This is a genomic window from Sphingomonas sp. Sphisp66 (assembly GCF_047324325.1).
In the GTDB taxonomy this organism is placed as follows: Bacteria; Pseudomonadota; Alphaproteobacteria; order Sphingomonadales; family Sphingomonadaceae; genus Sphingomonas.
In genome coordinates this window covers 1,157,379-1,174,218 of record NZ_CP168508.1, presented here as the reverse complement: position 1 = coordinate 1,174,218, position 16,840 = coordinate 1,157,379, and the positions used below count along the sequence as shown (strand labels likewise).

The 16,840-nt window shown below is 66.9% G+C and carries 15 protein-coding genes; 1 reads left to right on the top strand and 14 read right to left on the bottom strand.

Annotation, left to right across the window (positions count from 1 at the left end; genetic code table 11):
- The 14 genes from ACEN8G_RS05625 to ACEN8G_RS05560 form a co-directional block, all read right to left on the bottom strand.
- Complete coding sequence (locus tag ACEN8G_RS05625) at nt 1-267, bottom strand: hypothetical protein (protein WP_413415760.1); 267 nt, start codon at nt 265-267, stop codon at nt 1-3.
- On the bottom strand, nt 264-1,694 hold the full coding sequence (locus ACEN8G_RS05620) for a methyltransferase domain-containing protein (RefSeq protein ID WP_413415759.1): 1,431 nt from the start codon (nt 1,692-1,694) through the stop codon (nt 264-266). The genes ACEN8G_RS05625 and ACEN8G_RS05620 overlap by 4 nt, the downstream gene beginning before the upstream one ends.
- Nucleotides 1,691-2,257, bottom strand: coding sequence for a hypothetical protein (locus ACEN8G_RS05615; RefSeq protein WP_413415758.1), 567 nt, complete (start codon nt 2,255-2,257; stop codon nt 1,691-1,693). Before ACEN8G_RS05615 ends, ACEN8G_RS05620 begins: the two co-directional genes overlap by 4 nt.
- Entirely contained in the window at nt 2,254-3,144 is an 891-nt protein-coding gene (locus ACEN8G_RS05610) for a M15 family metallopeptidase (RefSeq protein ID WP_413415757.1), read from the bottom strand. Before ACEN8G_RS05610 ends, ACEN8G_RS05615 begins: the two co-directional genes overlap by 4 nt.
- 161 nt (nt 3,145-3,305) lie before the next feature.
- Nucleotides 3,306-6,038: a type VI secretion system ATPase TssH gene (tssH, locus tag ACEN8G_RS05605; protein ID WP_413415756.1), complete on the bottom strand. Its 2,733-nt coding sequence runs from the start codon at nt 6,036-6,038 to the stop codon at nt 3,306-3,308.
- Nucleotides 6,038-7,069 (bottom strand): type VI secretion system baseplate subunit TssG, encoded by a 1,032-nt coding sequence (gene tssG / locus ACEN8G_RS05600; RefSeq protein ID WP_413415755.1) that lies wholly within the window; start codon nt 7,067-7,069, stop codon nt 6,038-6,040. The genes tssH and tssG overlap by 1 nt, the downstream gene beginning before the upstream one ends.
- Nucleotides 7,033-8,895 (bottom strand): type VI secretion system baseplate subunit TssF, encoded by a 1,863-nt coding sequence (tssF, locus tag ACEN8G_RS05595; protein WP_413415754.1) that lies wholly within the window; start codon nt 8,893-8,895, stop codon nt 7,033-7,035. The genes tssG and tssF overlap by 37 nt, the downstream gene beginning before the upstream one ends.
- Before the next feature lie 5 nt (nt 8,896-8,900).
- Nucleotides 8,901-9,434 carry a type VI secretion system baseplate subunit TssE gene (gene tssE, locus ACEN8G_RS05590; RefSeq protein WP_413415753.1) on the bottom strand — a complete coding sequence of 178 codons (534 nt, stop codon included), beginning with the start codon at nt 9,432-9,434 and terminating at the stop codon, nt 8,901-8,903.
- Between the two features lie 2 nt (nt 9,435-9,436).
- Nucleotides 9,437-10,222, bottom strand: coding sequence for a type VI secretion system accessory protein TagJ (locus ACEN8G_RS05585; RefSeq protein WP_413415752.1), 786 nt, complete (start codon nt 10,220-10,222; stop codon nt 9,437-9,439).
- A gap of 20 nt (nt 10,223-10,242) precedes the next feature.
- Nucleotides 10,243-10,737, bottom strand: coding sequence for an Hcp family type VI secretion system effector (locus ACEN8G_RS05580; protein WP_307118442.1), 495 nt, complete (start codon nt 10,735-10,737; stop codon nt 10,243-10,245).
- 101 nt (nt 10,738-10,838) lie between these two features.
- Nucleotides 10,839-12,323 carry a type VI secretion system contractile sheath large subunit gene (gene tssC, locus ACEN8G_RS05575; protein ID WP_413415751.1) on the bottom strand — a complete coding sequence of 495 codons (1,485 nt, stop codon included), beginning with the start codon at nt 12,321-12,323 and terminating at the stop codon, nt 10,839-10,841.
- Between the two features lie 17 nt (nt 12,324-12,340).
- On the bottom strand, nt 12,341-12,877 hold the full coding sequence (tssB, locus tag ACEN8G_RS05570; RefSeq protein ID WP_307118440.1) for a type VI secretion system contractile sheath small subunit: 537 nt from the start codon (nt 12,875-12,877) through the stop codon (nt 12,341-12,343).
- Between the two features lie 66 nt (nt 12,878-12,943).
- Nucleotides 12,944-13,921, bottom strand: coding sequence for an ImpA family type VI secretion system protein (locus ACEN8G_RS05565; protein ID WP_413415773.1), 978 nt, complete (start codon nt 13,919-13,921; stop codon nt 12,944-12,946).
- Nucleotides 13,922-13,983: 62 nt separating this feature from the next.
- On the bottom strand, nt 13,984-14,658 hold the full coding sequence (locus ACEN8G_RS05560) for an OmpA family protein (protein WP_413415750.1): 675 nt from the start codon (nt 14,656-14,658) through the stop codon (nt 13,984-13,986).
- A 224-nt stretch (nt 14,659-14,882) separates the two neighbouring features.
- Between ACEN8G_RS05560 and ACEN8G_RS05555 the strand changes: the two genes are divergently transcribed.
- Complete coding sequence (locus ACEN8G_RS05555; protein ID WP_413415749.1) at nt 14,883-16,832, top strand: type VI secretion system Vgr family protein; 1,950 nt, start codon at nt 14,883-14,885, stop codon at nt 16,830-16,832.
- The last annotated feature ends 8 nt before the right edge of the window (nt 16,833-16,840 follow it).

Sequence of the window (16,840 nt, the reverse complement as noted above, 5' to 3'; positions counted from 1 at the left end):
TCAGTCCTCGATCCGCGGGTCGTAGCGGCCAAGCCGGCGCTGCACCGCGCGGTTATGCGCATATTGGCGCTTCAAACGGGCCAGTTGCCGGTCCGCCCCGGTGCAGAACCGTATCGTGGCCGCCTCGATTTCCTTCTGCCGCGCTTCGTCGGGCGAGTCCTCGCCGCGGAAATGGTCGCACTTTTCCCGCCGCGCGACATAGGCGCGGACCTGCCTCGGCAGGGTCTGCGGCGCCATCGCAAGGGCGAGGAACGCGGTCAGGATCATGCCGCGATCAGCCCCTCGGTCACCAGGGTGCGCAGGCCCTTGTCGAGCGCCTCGTCGCTGTCGAGCCCGGCCTCGCGGGCCACCGCTGCGAGGGCGGCACGGTCGCGGGTGCCGTCGAGATGCGCGAGGACATGGCGCGGGCCGAACTCGGGAATGGTCATCAGCCGGTGATCGAGCGTGCAGATATTCTCGAGCCCCTCGCCGAGCATCGCGCGGATCAGCGGGCTGGCGCGGGGGCGCTCGCTGACCTCGGCGGCATAGGGCGCGGGGGCGGTGCACAGGTCGATCAGGCCGGCGTCGAACATCTCGAACAGCGCGAGCTTGCGGGCGGGCGTGTCGACCAACTCGCCGACCCGGATGCGCGCCGGGCGGGCATCGACCAGCCGGCCAAGCGCCTCGGCGAGCGGCGCGTCCTGCACCTCGAAGACATTGGCGTTCATCCGGAACATGCCGTCGGCGTCGCGGTGGCAGCGCGTTACCGCGTAGAGTCCGCCGAGCGCGTCGAGGTCGATGCGGCGCTTCGGCGTGGCGGTGTCGCGGACGAGCAGGGTCTGGCGGAAGAAGCGAAAGTCGTGAACATCGCGCACATGGAGCAGGCGGACCAGCTGGGCGGTGGTATCCCCCTGGGGCATCACATCGTCGGGCAGGAAGGCGTCACCCATCCGCTCGCGATCGGCATCCCCCAGGAATTGCAGGCCGTTAGCGGATGCTTCTGAGACGACATTGGAGAGCGATTGCGGGTGGAAATGCGGGCCGAGCTCGTCATGGCACAATACCGACCAGGGCTTGTCGAGCGTGTGCTTCGCCGCGTCGCGCAGCGCGGCCTGGGCGGGGTTCTCGCGCCCCTCGGGCTCGGCGGCGAGCGCAGTGAGATAGTCGCGCGCGGCCTGCCAGCGCTCGGTGCCTTCCAGCCCCTCGAGCCGGAGCAGCAGCGCCTCGCGCAGCACCAGCCGGATATGGCCGCCGGGCATCGCATTGTAGCTGACAAAGGCGACGCCGTCCGGCGACAGCAGCCGGCCGATCAGCGCCATCGTCGCCTCCCGCACCGCCTGCGGCACCCAGGCATAGACGCCATGCGCGACGATATAGTCGTACGGCCCATCGAGATGATCGGCGGCGGTGAGGATGTCGAGCACCCGTAGTTCGGCATTCTCGATCCCCGCCAGCGCCCGCCAGCGCTCGCCCCGCGCCACGGCGGTGGGCGCGAGGTCGAAGCCGGTGAAATGCGCCTGCGGCCAGGCGGCGGCGAGCGCGAGCAGGTTCATCCCGTCGCCCGCGCCGATCTCCAGCACGCGGGCGCCGGCTATCGGCGGCGGCGACAGGCCGGCCAGCCGCGCGATCGTCGCCAGCCGATCGGGCGCCGTCTGGCTGAAGATCGCGCTGGGATAGGCGACCGCGTCATAGGCCGTGGGCGCGGCTTCGCTCATTCGACCTGCAGATCGAGCTGCTTGGCCGCATCGGCATAGAAGCGCGCCGAGGCGGCATTCTTCTGCGCCTGGAACCGCGCGCTCGCCGCCCGCGCCGCCTTGGCCGCGACGTTGAACGAGTCGATCCGCACCTGCGGCTCGAGATCGCCCTGGACCAGATCGTCGCCGGTGAACTTGCCGACGACATAGCCGCCATCGACGTTGATCGCGCCGATCACCGGCACGCCCTCGCGCAGTTCGCCATAGAAGGTCGCGGTCGCCTTGCCGCCGTCACGCCGCACCAGCACGCCAAGGCCCGATGCCTTGCCGCCCGGGCACTCGCCGATCCAGTTGGTCGGCCCGGCGGTCAGCGACTTGGGCGCGACGAAGCGGCACTTGCTGCCGGGATCCTGCGACCAGGCCAGCTGGCCATCGGCGGCAACCGATGCGTTCACGGGCGCGGCGACGACGGGCGTTTCAGCCGCGACATTCGCCGGCGCCTGGTTGTTGCCCGAGGCGACGACGGGATGGCAGCCGAGCAGCGCGGCGGCGGCAAGGCCGCCCAGGATCATCCGCGCGCTCATGGGTTGGGGAAAGTCGCGATGAGTGCGGCGCCACATTCGAAATGCATTGCATCCTCCGTTCGGAAACCAGCGCCCCAATACCAGCCACGCGCATTGAAGAAGGGAGCGAGCAGGACGAGGCCGTGATAGACCTTGTTGTCGCCGCGGACGTCGAGCTTGCCGTTGATCTTTAGGTCGATCGCGGTGCCCCAGCTGTGGTTCGAGATCGAGGTGGACGAGCCGCGCACGTTGCGGACCACCTTCATGCCCGCCGAGCTGAGCGAATTGTAGAGATCGGGGATCGAGCGCTGCACGTCGGACAGCACCTCGCGCAGGCTGGCCACCGCCGGGCGCAGACCGGTGACGCGGAACGGGCCGACCGACTCCGTGCTCATCATCGCCGCCAGCTTGGCGTTGGTGATCGGCTGGTCGTTCTGGCTGTAATTCTCGCGCGGGGCGCCGAACTTGGCGAGCAGCACGCGGTTGGCCGGCGAGGTCAGCCCGCGGTTGAGCGTGGTGCGGTCCGGACGCGGCACCAAGGTGGTGTAGGAGGTCGAGCTGTTGCCGGGCGTCGGCGCGGCAGCCGCCGGCGGCGTCGCGCGGCCGATGATCGCCGGCGCGCCGCCACCGCCATTGCCATTGCCATTCGCGGCCACGCGCGGTGGCGTGCGGACGGGCGTGACGTTGCGGGTCGGCGTGGACGGACGGACGCCGCCGGGCGCAGCGGTGCGCGCGGCGCTGCCCTGCCCGGTCAGGTGCCGCCAGGTCGTCGCGTTGGGCTCGACCAGACCGTCGGGATTGCGCATCAGGTTGCGCTGGTAATTGACGATGGCCGAGATCGTCTTCGGCCCGCATCGGCCGTCGATCAGGCCGAGCTTCATCCCGGCGCGCGTGAGCAAACTCTGCACCGCGATCGTATCGCCGCGGGCATTATTGCCATTCAATCCGACTGAACCCTGCAAGGCCGCTGACATACCCCTACTCCCTACTGATGCCGTATTGGCATGACTAGATATGCTTCTTTGCGTTATCTTGCAGCGGAATGACTATCTACTGCACGATCTGTGAATTATCCTTCGTTCACCGCTTCAGGAACCCGTTCCACCGCATCATTATTCTTCTCGGTCGGTTCCGGCTTCCTGTCGCGCGCGCTTTCGAACCCATAGCTGAACCCCTCGGGCCCGGCATCGACATGGATGGCATCGACATCCTCGCCGCGCATCTGGCGCTCGAGGAGCGCGATTGACATTTCGGGGAGCATCGTGTTGGTGAGGATCGCATCGATCACGCGCCCGCCCGAGGCGACCTCGTTGCAGCGCGAGACGATCAGGTCGACCACCGAGTCCGCGAAGCTGAGGCGGATCTTGTGGTTATCGGCGAGGCGCCGGACGATGCGGCCGAGCTGCAGCTTGACGATGCCGGCGAGCATCGCCGGGCTCAGCGGATAATAGGGCAGCACGAGCAGGCGGCCGAGCAGCGCCGGCGGGAACACCTTGAGCAGCTCGGGCCGCAGCGCGGTCGCCAGCCCCTCGGGCTCGGGCTTCATCTCGTCATCCTCGGACAGGTGCATGACAAGATCGGTGCCGACGTTCGAAGTGAGCAGGATCAGCGTGTTCTTGAAATCGATGAACCGCCCCTCGGAGTCGTTCATGAACCCCTTGTCGAACACCTGGAAGAACATCTCATGGACGTCCGGGTGCGCCTTCTCCACCTCGTCGAGCAGCACCACCGAATAGGGCCGGCGGCGCACCGCCTCGGTCAGCACGCCGCCCTGGCCGTAACCGACATAGCCGGCGGGCGCGCCCTTGAGGGTGGAGACGGTATGCGCCTCCTGGAACTCGCTCATGTTGATGACGATCAGCGAATCATCGCCCGAGAAAAGCAATTCGGCCAGCGCATGCGCAGTCTCGGTCTTGCCGACGCCCGAGGGGCCGCAGAGCATGAACACGCCGACCGGCTTGTTGGGATTGTCGAGCTTGGCGCGGCTGGTCTGGATGCGCTTGGCGATCGCGTCCATCGCATGATCCTGGCCGACGACGCGCGCCTTGAGCTGGTCGGCGATCGTCAGGACGCTCTGGATCTCGTCCTTGACCATCCGGCCGACAGGGATGCTGGTCCAGTCGCCGACCACCGCGGCGACCGCATCGGCATCGACCACGCCGAACACCATCGGGGTGTCCTCCTGCGCCTCGCGCAGCGTGGCGATCGCGATATCGAGCGCGTCGCGCAGCTCGGCTTCGTTGGCCGGCTCGCCCTCGGCCTCGGCTCGGGCATCGCGCAGCGCGGCGCGAGCCTGGACGACCGTGTCGAGCGCCTGCTCCTCGCGCTTCCACTTGGCCTCGACCGCGTCGCGGGCGGCGCGGGCCTCGACCAGTTCCTCGTCGATCTTGGCGAGGCGATCGTCGGCGCGGTACTGGCCGCTCGCCTCGCGGGCGACGACCTCGCGCTCGACCTCGAGCAGCTCGACCTTGCGGCGGCGATCCTCGACCGCGGCGGGCGTGGCATGCTGCGACACCGCGACGCGGGCGCAGGCGGTGTCGAGCAGGCTCACCGCCTTGTCGGGCAGCTGCCGCGCCGGGACATAACGCTGCGACAGGGTAACCGCTGCTGCCACCGCTTCGTCGAGCACCACGACCTGATGATGCGCCTCCATCATCGGCGCGACCGAGCGGATCATGTCGATCGCCTTGTCGGTCTCGGGCTCGCTCACATCGACGGTCTGGAAGCGGCGGGTGAGCGCCGGGTCCTTCTCGAAATATTGCCGGTATTCGGCATAGGTGGTCGCCGCGATCGTGCGCAGCCGGCCGCGGGCCAGCGCCGGTTTGAGCAGGTTGGCGGCATCGCCCGTTCCCGCCTGCCCGCCCGCACCGATCAGCGTGTGCGCCTCGTCGATGAACAGGATCACCGGGGTGGGCGAGCTTTCGACTTCGTCGATCACCTGGCGCAGCCGCTTCTCGAACTCGCCCTTCACGCTGGCGCCGGCCTGCATCAGCCCGATGTCGAGGGTACGGAGCGAAACGCCCTGCAGCGCCGGCGGCACGTCGCCATCGGCGATGCGGCGGGCAAAGCCCTCGACCACCGCGGTCTTGCCGACACCCGCCTCGCCGACCAGGATCGGGTTGTTCTGGCGGCGGCGCAGCAGGATGTCGATCACTTGGCGGATCTCGGCGTCGCGACCGACGATCCTGTCGAGCTCGCCCGCCTTTGCCTTGGCGGTGAGGTCGATCGAATACTTCCCGAGCGCCTCGCCCGGGCCGGCGACACCGGTGCTGGCGGGGGCATCTTCACCGCCTGCTGCGGCGGGCGCCGCGTCGCGCTGGGTGGTCTCGGCGGAGGACTGGACGACCAGGTCGAAGTCGCTGCCGAGCTTCTCGGCCTGGACCTTGCGCCATTCCGGGCTCAGCGCGAACAGCGCGTTGCGCAGCGTCGGCGTCTTGAGCATGCCGTAGAGCAGATGGCCGCTGCGCACCCGGCCTGCGCCGAACTGGAGCGAGGCGTAGAGCCAGCCCTTCTCGATCGCTTCCTCGATCTGCGGCGCGAAGTCCGAGATCGCGGTGGCGCCGCGGGGCAGTGCGTCCAAGGCCGCGACCGTGTCTTCGATCAGCTTGCTATCGTTGAGGCCAAAGGCGGTGCGGATCGCGGCAGCGTCATTGCGCGGGTCCTGGAGCAGGATGTGCACCCAGTGCGCCAGCTCGACATAGGGATTGCCGCGCATCTTGCAGAAGCTGGTCGCAGTCTCGATCGCCTTGAGCGGCACGGGACCCAGGCGACCGAACAGAGCAGAGCGGCTGATTTCCGTCATCAAAGTCCCCCAAGTGCGGCATGGGCGGGCTTGAGCCGCCGCAGGTGCGCGTCCGATCGGATGCGGTCGCTCGGCTGCGGGCCTATCCAGCCCGTCCAGCCCAGCCGCGTGCGTCCGTCCAGCCGCGCGGCTGGAACGTTCCGCTCGGCGATTTCGATCCGCATGTCCCATTCGAGATGGCTCGGCGCGAAGGCATCAAGCGCTTCCGACGCGATGGCGAAGCGCGGGCCCGAGGGCAGCAGCTTCTCGAACTCGGCAAAGGAGCGCGCTTCGATCACCACGCTGAACGCGTCCGAGGCCATGCGGATGCGGTCGCCGAGCACCAGGTCGCCGCCCAGGGTGGCGAAGCTGCGGCCGAGCCGGCTGCGGTCTTCCTTCGGGATGTCGCGCCACCGGGGGCGGTATTCGATCACCTGGACCGGCTGGCCGAGGAGATGGCCGAGCGCGTCCTCGATCGCGATCGCGCTGCGCCGGCCGGCGAACAGTGCGGCGTAATGGACGCGCGCCTGGGCAGTGAACAGCGCCCTGGGCGAGACGCCTTCGGTCGCGCCCGAGAGCGCAGCGAGATAGCCGGCGAAGCGATCATCCTCGGGCCGGTCGGCATGGACGACCGGCTGCGAATCCCCCCATGCGCGGAAGAAGAATTGCAGCATCCGGTTCGCCAGCACGTCGAGCCAGCGCCCGAACGGGCGCCGCTTGGCATAGCGATGCTCGAAGGTGGCGAATTCGGTGAGGTGGATCGGCAGCGGGCCGTTGGGGCCGGTGAGCCCCAGCCAATAGCCGTTGAGCTGGATGCGCTCGCCGCGCTGCTCGGCGGAGTGGAGGGTCGGCGCCGGGAAGTGCATCGCCGGCACCTGGGCGAGGTCGACGACGCTCTGGTTGGGGCGGCGCGCGCGGCCGAGGCGCGGCAGATGGGGGGCACGCGCCTCCGCCCCGCGAACCGCGGGGAACATTCCGAACTTCCGTGCCTGCTCGCCGACGCGGCGCAGGAAGCTCAGATGTTGTGCTGGCGCCCCATCCTCGGCGGCCATTGCGCGAACTCCCCTTCGTTCGGACTGAAGAAACTGCACTCGGTGAAGGCGTTGATGCTGGCGAACTCCGCCAGGAAACGCTCGAGCACGGCGGTGAACAGGAACATGCCGCCCTTGTCGAAGGCGGCATCGTCGAGCTTGATGCGGATCTTGTGCCCCCGGGCGAGCGCCATCCGGTCGAGCCCGGGCACGCGGCGCATGACCTTGGACGAGCTGATGCCCAGCACGCCGTCGATCTGGCGGCGGAGGACGGCATCGTCCTGGCGGCCGTAGAGCGCGAGATGGTCACGCAGCGCCGAGGGGTCGTCATGATCCTCGGGCGCGAGCGTGACGTAATTGGGGGTGAGGTGCGCGATCACGCGCCAGGCGGCGTCGCCGAGACCGAGCGGCGGGCGCGGCCGGGTCGGCGCGCGCAGCACCGAGACGGCGCGGGCAGGCACGCCCGAGACGGTGAAGTGCTTGTCGCCACGGAAGGTGAGCAGCTCGGGCAGCTCGCGATTGGTGACGAGCCCGCGAACGGCGAGTTCATGAACGTCATCGAGCCGCGAGGCGTCGCCGGGCGAGGTCAGGCTGATCCAGGTCTCGGTGCCGACATATTCGCTGCGGCGGCGGAGGCGCTGCTCGCGGGTGGAGAGGCGGCGGGGACGCAGCTGGGTCGAGTAGAACAGCGCCTCGCGCCAGTCGTAGAGCAGTGCCCCGAAAGCGTAGAGCGGCGCCACCGTGCGGGCATCGACATTGTCGCGGGCATAGGCCTTGACCTCGGTGAGGCGGAACACCTCGAAGTCGTAGCGCTTGGTGCGGTCCGGGATGACGTGCAGCTCATGCTCGTGCGGGCGGACCTGGACGCGGTCGAGCTGCTTCTCGAACAGGTTGATCGCGGGCGTGGCGAACAGTTTGAAGTTGCTGGCGTCGACCGCCCGGGCGAGCGCCGGCGAGGAACGGCCGAACAGCAGGACCACGTCGCAGGCGCGCGGGGAGGACTGGAAGGCCCGGTGCAGGTCGCGGAGCTTCGCGAACAGGAAGCGCTCGGGACAGGCGAAATATTCGGAGAGCAGGCGGTAGCCGCGAAAGGCGCGCTGGTCGGCGGGGAGCAAAGCCTCCTCGTCGGCGAACCCGACCTGCTCGGGGACCGGCAGCGCGACCCAGGGGGCGTTCGGCACCGCATCGGCGGAACGGCCGAGCACCGCCAGCGTCTCGCCGATCAGCTGGCGGTAGAGCTCGTTCGGCACCGCCTCGGCGCCGTGGAGATAGAGCGGCAGCTCCTTGACCGGCACCTTGGGCAGCTCCGCCCCCGGCGTCGCCACGAAGCGCAGGCGGAGGCCGGCCTCGGCCCGGACGTTCGCCGCCGCAGCATAGGGCGCCACCGCCGCGCGGGTAGAAAGATATTCCGCCTCGGCGAGCTTGATCGGCCACAAAGTCACGTCATGGCCGGTGCGGAAGATGACCGGCGCATTGTCCTGGCTGGCGGCGAAGGCGGTCAGCTGGGTGCCGTGCGGGACCTTGTGGCCCTTGAGCAGCACCTGGTCGCCTTCCTTGGGATCGAAGCCGGCGACGCAGATCGACGGCATCGGCGCGAGGTAATGCGGCTGGATCGCATGGAGCAGGTGCGAGGTGAACTCGGGATACTGGTCGGCGAGCTTGAGCTGCACCCGCGCACCGAGGAACGCCACGCCCTCGAGCAGGCGCTCGACATAGGGATCGGGATCGGTCGGAGTCTTGAGGCCAAGCCGGCCCGCGACTTCCTCATGCTCCTCGCCGAACTCGCGCGCGGCTTCGCGGAGATAGGCCAGCTCGTCATTGTAATGGCGCAGCAGGCGCGGATCCATCTGCGCTACTCCGTGACGTCGACAGCGACGGTCTCGGGATCGACCTCGGTGCGGAACTTGACCGGCATGGCGTGCGCGGCGGCGGTGATGTCGCCGCGGATCACGAAGGTGATCGTGTTCGGCTTGTCCGGGTTCTCGGCGGGATCGACGGTGAGCGACTCCCCCGCCAGCCGCGGTTCGAACCGGCGGATCGCCTTGCGCAGCTCGCGGGCGCGCTGGAGGATCGCCCGCCGGGTCAGCGCCTTGCCCGCCAGGTCGCTCAGCCCATAGTTGAGCACCGAATCCTGGACATACGGATAGGGCTCGAGATCGTGCAGTGCCTCGATGTTGGTGGTGTTGAGCAGCCAGGCCAGCTCGCGCCGGATCGTCGCGCGCAGCGCCGCCTCGTTGAAGCGGTCGAGCCTGGGCACCGCATAGTGGCGGAACTTCTCGCGCGCGACCTGGGGCGTCTCGGACTCGATGTCGCGCAGCCCCGATATCTCGAGGTCGGCGACCAGCTTGTCGAACAGCGTCGGCGTGAGGCGCTGGCGGACGGCCATGGCTAACGCAAACTCAGGGTGCGCAGCGACAGCAGCGCCTGATCCTCGCCATCGGACAGAGTCCAGAGCCGCTGGCCCGATCCCGCCTGGCCCCATTCGGTATCTGCCCAGGAGGTCGTGCGGCCAAGCCGCTCGGAGACCTCGGCAGCGGCTTCGGAGCCGGGATAGCGGGCGTGCAGGAAAGCGGCGACCGACTGGCCGGAGCGGAAGGCGATCTGCACCGGATACCAGATCAGGTCGCGCAGGTCGCGCGGCCCCTCGCTGGTGATGCTGGCCACCTGGTCGAAGGCCTGGAGGCCATAGCGGCCGCCGATGATCGCCTCGAAGCTGGGCCCGAAGCGCGCATCGGCGTCGGCGATCCAGTCGAAGTCAATGTCGTTGAAGCTGCCCGCCACATCGGGCGCGGCATCGAAGGCAGCGTCGCGAGCGCCCTCGCCCTCCGCGATGCGGCCCTGGGCGAAATGTTCGATGGCGTCGATCACGCCCTCGAGCCAGTCGCTGGCGACGTGCTGGCGCGCGCGGGCGCGGCCGGCAAAGACCTCGGCACGCTCGCGCTCGGCATCGATCGCCTGGCCATAGGCCACGGCGAGCATCTGCGCCTCACCCGAGAGCTGTGCGAGGGTATCGAGCTGGCGCCGGGCCTTGTCCCATTCCCCCGCCGCGGCGAGAAGCTGGAACAGGAACATCCGTGCCTGCTGGTTGGCGGGCTCCGCCCGGACGGTCTCGACGAGCGCGGAGCGCGCACCGTCGAGATCGCCGGAACGAAGCAGCGTGTCGGCATCCGACATCGGCGCTGAACCTTTCAGGATCAGGCGGCGACGTTCTGCCGGATGTCGTAGCTGGCCGTGACCACGCCGCCATCCTTGCTGCCGGAGCGGCTCTGCGGCTGATAGTCGAAGGTCACCTTGGCGGTGTTGAACACGATCGATTCCATGATCGCATCGCCATGGCTCGCGCCCTGGTTGTCGACCGAGGACACGATCACGTCCTCCAGCTTGATCTTGTAATAGGTCAGCGGCTGCTGATCATCACCCGCCTTCTGCGAGTAGATGATGATCTCCTTGATGTGCTTGCCCGAAGCACAAGCGCTGAACAGCTTGGGGGAAGACTTGTCGACTTCCTTGACGATCGAGATGTCGCGGATCTCGGCCTTGCCCGAACCACCGCCAGCACCGCCGGTGTGGAACGAGCCATGTTGGGCCGCGCCGAAGTTGAACGACACGATGTCGATCTCCTTCTCATGGCCCTTTTTCTGGCTCTCACCCTCGATGCCATCGATCTTCAGGAACAAATCAACTGCCATCACCTACCTCCATAGATACGCGGACTTGCGTGACGTATATTTACTTGCACTATTGCAGATATGCTTCAGTACAACGCCCTAGCGACCAAATGACCTAAAGTTCAGTTGGCCCGTGGGAGTCTGGAAACCATGCTCAGGGCAATATCCATTCCCTCCAGCTGATAGTGCGGAACGAACATGAACTTGCCCTTGTAGTAACCCGGATTCTCTTCATCCGGCGTAACTTCGATCTTGGCGTCCTTCAGCGGCAGGCGCGCCTTGGTCTCCTCGCTCGACGAGCTTGGCGCACCGTCGACATATTGGAGCACCCAATTGTGCAGGTCGCGCTGCAGCTGGTCGGCCTCGCGGTTGCCGCCGACCCAGTCGCGCACCATGCACTTCAGGTAATGCGCGAAGCGGCAGCTCGCGAAGATGTACGGCAGGCGGGCCGAGAGATTGGCGTTCGCGGTCGCGTCGACATTCTCGTAATTCTTCGGCCGGTGCAGCGTCTGCGCGCCGATGAAGGTCGCCTGGTCGGTGTTCTTGCGGTGGATCAGCGCGAGCATGCCCGCCGCCGAAAGCTCCGCCTCGCGCCGATCCGAGATCGCGATCTCGGTCGGGCACTTCTGGTCGATGCCGCCCTCGTCGGTCGGGAAGGTCGCGGTCGGCAGGTCCTCGACCGTACCGCCCGATTCCACGCCGCGGATGCGCGTGCACCAGCCATAGGTGTTGAACGCCTCGGTGATCCGGGTGCCCATCGCATAGGAAGCGTTGAGCCACAGATGCTGGTCGTGCGCGCCCTCGGTCTCTTCCTCGAAGTCGAACTCGTCGACCGGCTCGGTCTTCGCGCCATAGACGGGACGGCCGAGGAAGCGCGGCATGGTCAGCGCCATGTAGCGGGCGTCTTCCGAGTTACGGAACGAGCGCCAGGCCATGTACTCCTGCGCGTCGAACAGCTTGCCCAGGTCGCGCGGATTGGCGAGCTCGGTCCAGCTCTCCATGCCGAACAGCGGCGGGGCCGCGGCGGCGATGAACGGCGCATGCGCCGCCGCGCCGATCTTGGCGAGGCCCTTCATCACTTCCAGGTTGGGCGCGGTGTGGTCGAAATAATAGTCGCAGACGAAGGCGCCGTACGGCTGGCCGCCGAGCTGGCCGAACTCGCTTTCGTACACCTTCTTGAACAGCGGGCTCTGATCCCAGGCCGCATCCCGATACTGGCGGAACATCTTGCGACATTCCTCCTTCGAGATGTTCATGACCCGGATCTTCATGTCCTTACCGGTCGAGGTGTTCATCACCATGTAGTGGAGCCCGCGCCACGCGCTCTCGAGCGCCTGGAACTCCTCCTGGTGGATGATCTGGTTGACCTGCTCGGTGAGCTTGCGGTCGATCGCCGCGCGCATCGCGTCGACGGTCGCATAGACGTCGTCGCCGATGATCGCCGCGTCCTGCAGCGCCTGCTGCGCCAGCGTCTGCACCGCTTCCTCGATCCGGTTCTTGCGGATGTCGTCGGCGGGCTTGAACTCCTTCTGGAGGAGCGCCGAGAATTCGTCGAACTGGACGGCCTCGGCCTGGGGCTGCGCCTGCTGAAGTGCCTCTTGCGCCATATCGCCTATCTTCCCTTTCAAGCCTGCTCGACCGGAGCCGCGCTCGCGGTCTCGTCATTCGCCGCCGCCTTGGCCGAACTGAGGGCCGAGAGCAGCGCGGGGTCCTTGAGCACCTTTTCGAGCAGGTCCTGCGCGCCTTCCTTGCCGTCCATGTAGATCAGCAGGTCCTGGAGCTGCTGGCGCGCCTCGAGCAGCTGGGCGAGCGCCGGCACGTTCTTGACCACCTCGCCCGGGGTGAAGTCGTTGACCGACTTGAAGGTCAGGTCGACGCCGAACTTGCCCTCGCCGGTCAGCGTGTTCTGCACGGTGAAGGCGGCGCGCGGCGCGATCGCCTCCATGCGCTCGTCGAAATTGTCCATGTCGAACTCGACGAAGTCGCGCTTCGACAGATCCTTCTTCTCGACATGGCTCTTGCCCGAAAGGTCGGAGAGCACGCCCATCACGAAGGGCAGTTCAATCTTCTGCCGCGAGCCGTAGGTCTCGACCTCGTACTCGATATGGACGCGCGGCGCCCGGTTCTCCTTGATGAAACGCTGTCCACTCTTTGCAACCATCGGATCCGCCTTTCGTCGCCCCTTTCGGGCATCATCCAAAAAAGTCAGGGATTTGAGGGATCTATTTCAGTATCCGGAGCTTTCTTCCTCCGGGCGCGCAAGCAATACGGAACCCGCCTCGTGCATGCCGCCCGGTGCGATGTCCCGTAGAATTGCGAGGAAATCCATGTTGATCCACCCCCTTACTCGACGCAGTGCAACGGGTATCGGGCTGGTTGGTTCCCTGCGTGCATAATATTCAACGATTGCGTCGAGCGCACGCGCAACATCTTCACGCGATTCCACGCGCCCGAAACTTTTCTGCGGGGCGGATATAGTTTCCGATTCGTTTCCAGAATCTACACCTTCGGCCGAGGCTTCCTCCTCTGGATTTGCCGAATAAGGCGTTATCCAACGCAGCATGTTATCGATAACTTGGTAGGCCGACCGGAAGTCGGTGCCGGTGTCGCCCTCGGCATGCGCCATCAGCGCCTGGTCCGCCCGCTCCATCGCCGATCGCATCGCGCGCAGCGACACCATCGTGCCGGCGAGCGCATCGGCCGGCAGTTCGCTCACCGCATGGCGGAACATGCCGAACCCGTCAGCGCCCTCGCCCTCATTCTCGAACCGCTCGAGATCCTCGGCGCTGTAGTCGCCCAGCCGGGCATGCTCGATCAGCGCGATCCGCTTGAGCGGCCCGAGGAAGGTGCCGATCCGAGTAAGCGATTCGCACGGCGCCTTGCGCCCCTGCAGCCCATATTCCTCGAGCGAGGGGTGGAGCACGTCCCAATAGGATTCCAGCAGTCCGGCCAGCATCTCGCAGCCGGTGACGACGACATCGAGCCGCCCCATCCGCGCGCCGGCGCGGGCGAGATAGACGGCGAGCCAGAGGTCCTTGGTGCGCTGGCTCTGCGCCTCGATCTTCGAGACGATCTCGCGCCAGTCGACGCCCGCAGGTTCCTCCTCGAACGCCTGCTCGATCTGCTGGCGCTCGGGATCGTCATACAGGTCGAGCCCGCCCGGAGACTCCTCCGATACGGGCGCGAGCAATTCGCCAATCGGCATCAACACCTGCACATTCCCGACAAATCCCTCTCCTTCGAAATCAAACGAAAGCCGCGACGGGATCAGGAAATCAGCTTGGCCTCCACACGACGGTTATGCGGGTCGTCGGCACGGCGGCCGGGGAGCGGAATGCTCGGCCCAAAGCCGCGGATCTCGACGCGAGACCGCTCGACGCCCTGGCTGGAGAGATAGGCCGCCACCGCCTCGGCACGGCGGCGCGACAGCTCCATGTTGAACGGCACGCCGCCCAGCGAATCGGTATGCCCCTCGATCAGGAAGCGCTTGTCGCGCAGCTCGGGCATCAGCAGCGAGCGCGCGAAGATCCGCGCCTTGGCCATGCCGTCGCCGGTCAGCTGCGCGGAATTGAGCTCGAATCCGATCATCAGATCGGCGCGCGGCCCTTCGGACACGCGCGAGGCCGGGGTGTAGTTCGGATAACCGCTCCCGCCGCGACGCGGCACGGGTGCGGCCGCGCGCGGGGCGCGATAGTCGCTGCTCGCGGCACGGACGGCAGGCCTGACGGCCGCGGCAGGCGTGCCGGGCCGCGCGATCCGGAACCCCTTGGTCGCCGGCGCGGCCCGAGTCGGCTGCTCAGCCTCCGGCGCCTTGCCGCACTTGCCGGCAAAGGTGCAGAGATATCCCTCGACGCTAGGCTCGGCCTGTTGCTGCGCAGCCGCGGGCGGAACGCCCAAAAGCAACGCAGTGCCGGCAATCGTCGACAGGTACGCAATACGCATGCACGTCCTCGCTGGCTTCCCACCCCCGGAGAACGCGCCAAGTCTAAAATGGGTCCGTAACGTTCGCAAGCCGGCTTAACGACGGGCCGTTACGATAGAACGGTCGAAATGAAAGTGGAACGGTTCGTCGCGCCGACTTGAACCGTTTCGCTCCCCAAGCGTAAGAGCATCGGGCAAGAGTAAGGTCGGAGGCCGCGTTGTCAGGCACGTCAAGACTTTCAGAAATGACGATCGATTTGGAGGACGAGCAGGTAGAGCTCGAACGAATCGACTCCATGGAGACCCTTAGTTCTCCTTTCACCATAACCGTCGACATATTCTCGCCATTAGAGGTCGACATTCAGCCACATTTGGGGAAACCCTGCGGCCTGAAGGTGAGCGAGGACGGCGAGTTGCGCCGCCACTTCCACGGGCTGGTGATCTCGGGCGAATATATCGACGAATCGCCGACCGGGCATCGCTACCGGCTGGTGCTGAAACCTTGGAGCTTCTTCCTGGCGCAGGGCCGGTCGATGGCGATCTTCCAGGACCTGACCGCACAGGACATCATCAAGCAGGTGTTCCAGAACGCCGGCATCTCGGATTTCGAATTCAAATTGTCGGGAACGCCGCGCCCGCGCACCTATTGCGTCCAGTATCAGGAAAGCGACTTCGCCTTCGCCTCGCGGCTGATGGAGGAGGAAGGCTGGTATTATTTCTTCCGCCACGGCGCCGACAGCCATGTGATGGTGATCTGCGACGCGCCGTCGTCGCATGTCGCCGGCACTCCGCCTAGCATCACCTATGCGCCCAATTCGGTCTCGGTCTTCTCGGCCGACTCTGCCGAGCGCGCCAGCCAGGGCAAGTTCTACCTGCAGAGCTGGCACGAGCGGGTGAGCACCCAGGCGGGCTCCAAGGTGACGGTGCGCGATTGGGACTTCCGCGCGCCCAACCGCTTCGTCGAGGCCAAGTCGGAGAGCGAGGGCCAGCACGAGCGCGACGACCGCGAGATCTATGTCTATCCGGGCCGCTTCTACCATGAGTCGATCGACCCCGGCTCGGTCGAGACGCATGGCGGGGAGCGCAGCGAGACGATGCTGGCCGGCGCGCGGGCGCAACGGCGGGTGTTCACCGGCTCCTCGCAATCGGCGGGCCTGTCGACCGGCTTCAAGGTCGGCGTGACCAACCACCATGTCGGCCGGATGAACGGCGACTATCTGATCACCTCGGCCTATCACAGCATCGTCGCCGAGAGCTATCGCAGCGGCCAGAGCGCGCGCGAGACCTCGTTCAACGTGCGGTTCGAGGCGATCCCGGCGGAGACGCGCTTCCACCCGGCGCAATCGACTCCGCGCCCGGTGGTGCAGGGGCTGGAGACCGGCATCGTCGCCGGCCCGGCGGGCGAGGAAATCTACACCGACAAGTACGGGCGGGTGAAGGTCCGCTTCCACTGGGACCGCGGGCCGACGCCGGGCGAGTCCGCGACCTGCTGGATCCGCGTCTCGCAGACAGGCGGCCTGGGCAACCTGATCCTGCCGCGCGTCGGGCATGAGGTGCTGGTCGACTTTCTCGGCGGTGATCCCGATCGCCCGGTGGTAGTCGGCCGCGTGTTCAACGCCAACCACATGCCGATCTACGACCTGCCGGGGAACAAGACCCGGGCGCTGTGGCGCACCAAGCGCTATGGCGAGACCGGCGACTATCCCAACGCCCAGCCGCTGGACAGCGGCGCGCCCGGCGCCAACGAGATCCGCTTCGAGGACAAGGGCGGCGCCGAGGAGATCTACGTTCATGCCGAGCGCGACATGAACACGCGCATCCGCCTGGCCGAGACGCACCATGTCGGCCAGGACCAGACGGTCAATGTCGGGCACGACCGCACGCGCGGGGTGGTCAATGACGAGACGGTCGAGATCGGCAACAACCAGAACCTCACCATCGTCGCCCAGCGCCACTCGAAGGTCGGCAAGGACGACATCATCGACGTCACCCAGTCGTTCAAGCTGACCGCCAACACCAGCATCGTGCTGCAGGTCGGCAATTCGAAGATCGAGATGAAGCCGGGATCGATCTCGATGACCTCGCCGGTGATCGAAGTGAACGGCAACAGCTCGGTGACGATGAACTCGCCCGAGACCGCGGTCGACGGCAAGGGAACGCTGACGCTCACCGGGGGTTTGGTGAAGATCAACTAGGGGGCCGT

Bases quoted from the DNA above. Each gene is read 5' to 3' on its own strand.
- ACEN8G_RS05625 (WP_413415760.1), bottom strand. From the start codon at position 267: ATGATCCTGACCGCGTTCCTCGCCCTTGCGATGGCGCCGCAGACCCTG.
- ACEN8G_RS05620 (WP_413415759.1), bottom strand. From the start codon at position 1,694: ATGAGCGAAGCCGCGCCCACGGCCTATGACGCGGTCGCCTATCCCAGC.
- ACEN8G_RS05615 (WP_413415758.1), bottom strand. From the start codon at position 2,257: ATGAGCGCGCGGATGATCCTGGGCGGCCTTGCCGCCGCCGCGCTGCTC.
- tssH (WP_413415756.1), bottom strand. From the start codon at position 6,038: ATGACGGAAATCAGCCGCTCTGCTCTGTTCGGTCGCCTGGGTCCCGTG.
- tssG (WP_413415755.1), bottom strand. From the start codon at position 7,069: ATGGCCGCCGAGGATGGGGCGCCAGCACAACATCTGAGCTTCCTGCGC.
- tssF (WP_413415754.1), bottom strand. From the start codon at position 8,895: ATGGATCCGCGCCTGCTGCGCCATTACAATGACGAGCTGGCCTATCTC.
- tssE (WP_413415753.1), bottom strand. From the start codon at position 9,434: ATGGCCGTCCGCCAGCGCCTCACGCCGACGCTGTTCGACAAGCTGGTC.
- ACEN8G_RS05585 (WP_413415752.1), bottom strand. From the start codon at position 10,222: ATGTCGGATGCCGACACGCTGCTTCGTTCCGGCGATCTCGACGGTGCG.
- ACEN8G_RS05580 (WP_307118442.1), bottom strand. From the start codon at position 10,737: ATGGCAGTTGATTTGTTCCTGAAGATCGATGGCATCGAGGGTGAGAGC.
- tssC (WP_413415751.1), bottom strand. From the start codon at position 12,323: ATGGCGCAAGAGGCACTTCAGCAGGCGCAGCCCCAGGCCGAGGCCGTC.
- tssB (WP_307118440.1), bottom strand. From the start codon at position 12,877: ATGGTTGCAAAGAGTGGACAGCGTTTCATCAAGGAGAACCGGGCGCCG.
- ACEN8G_RS05565 (WP_413415773.1), bottom strand. From the start codon at position 13,921: ATGCCGATTGGCGAATTGCTCGCGCCCGTATCGGAGGAGTCTCCGGGC.
- ACEN8G_RS05560 (WP_413415750.1), bottom strand. From the start codon at position 14,658: ATGCGTATTGCGTACCTGTCGACGATTGCCGGCACTGCGTTGCTTTTG.
- ACEN8G_RS05555 (WP_413415749.1), top strand. From the start codon at position 14,883: ATGACGATCGATTTGGAGGACGAGCAGGTAGAGCTCGAACGAATCGAC.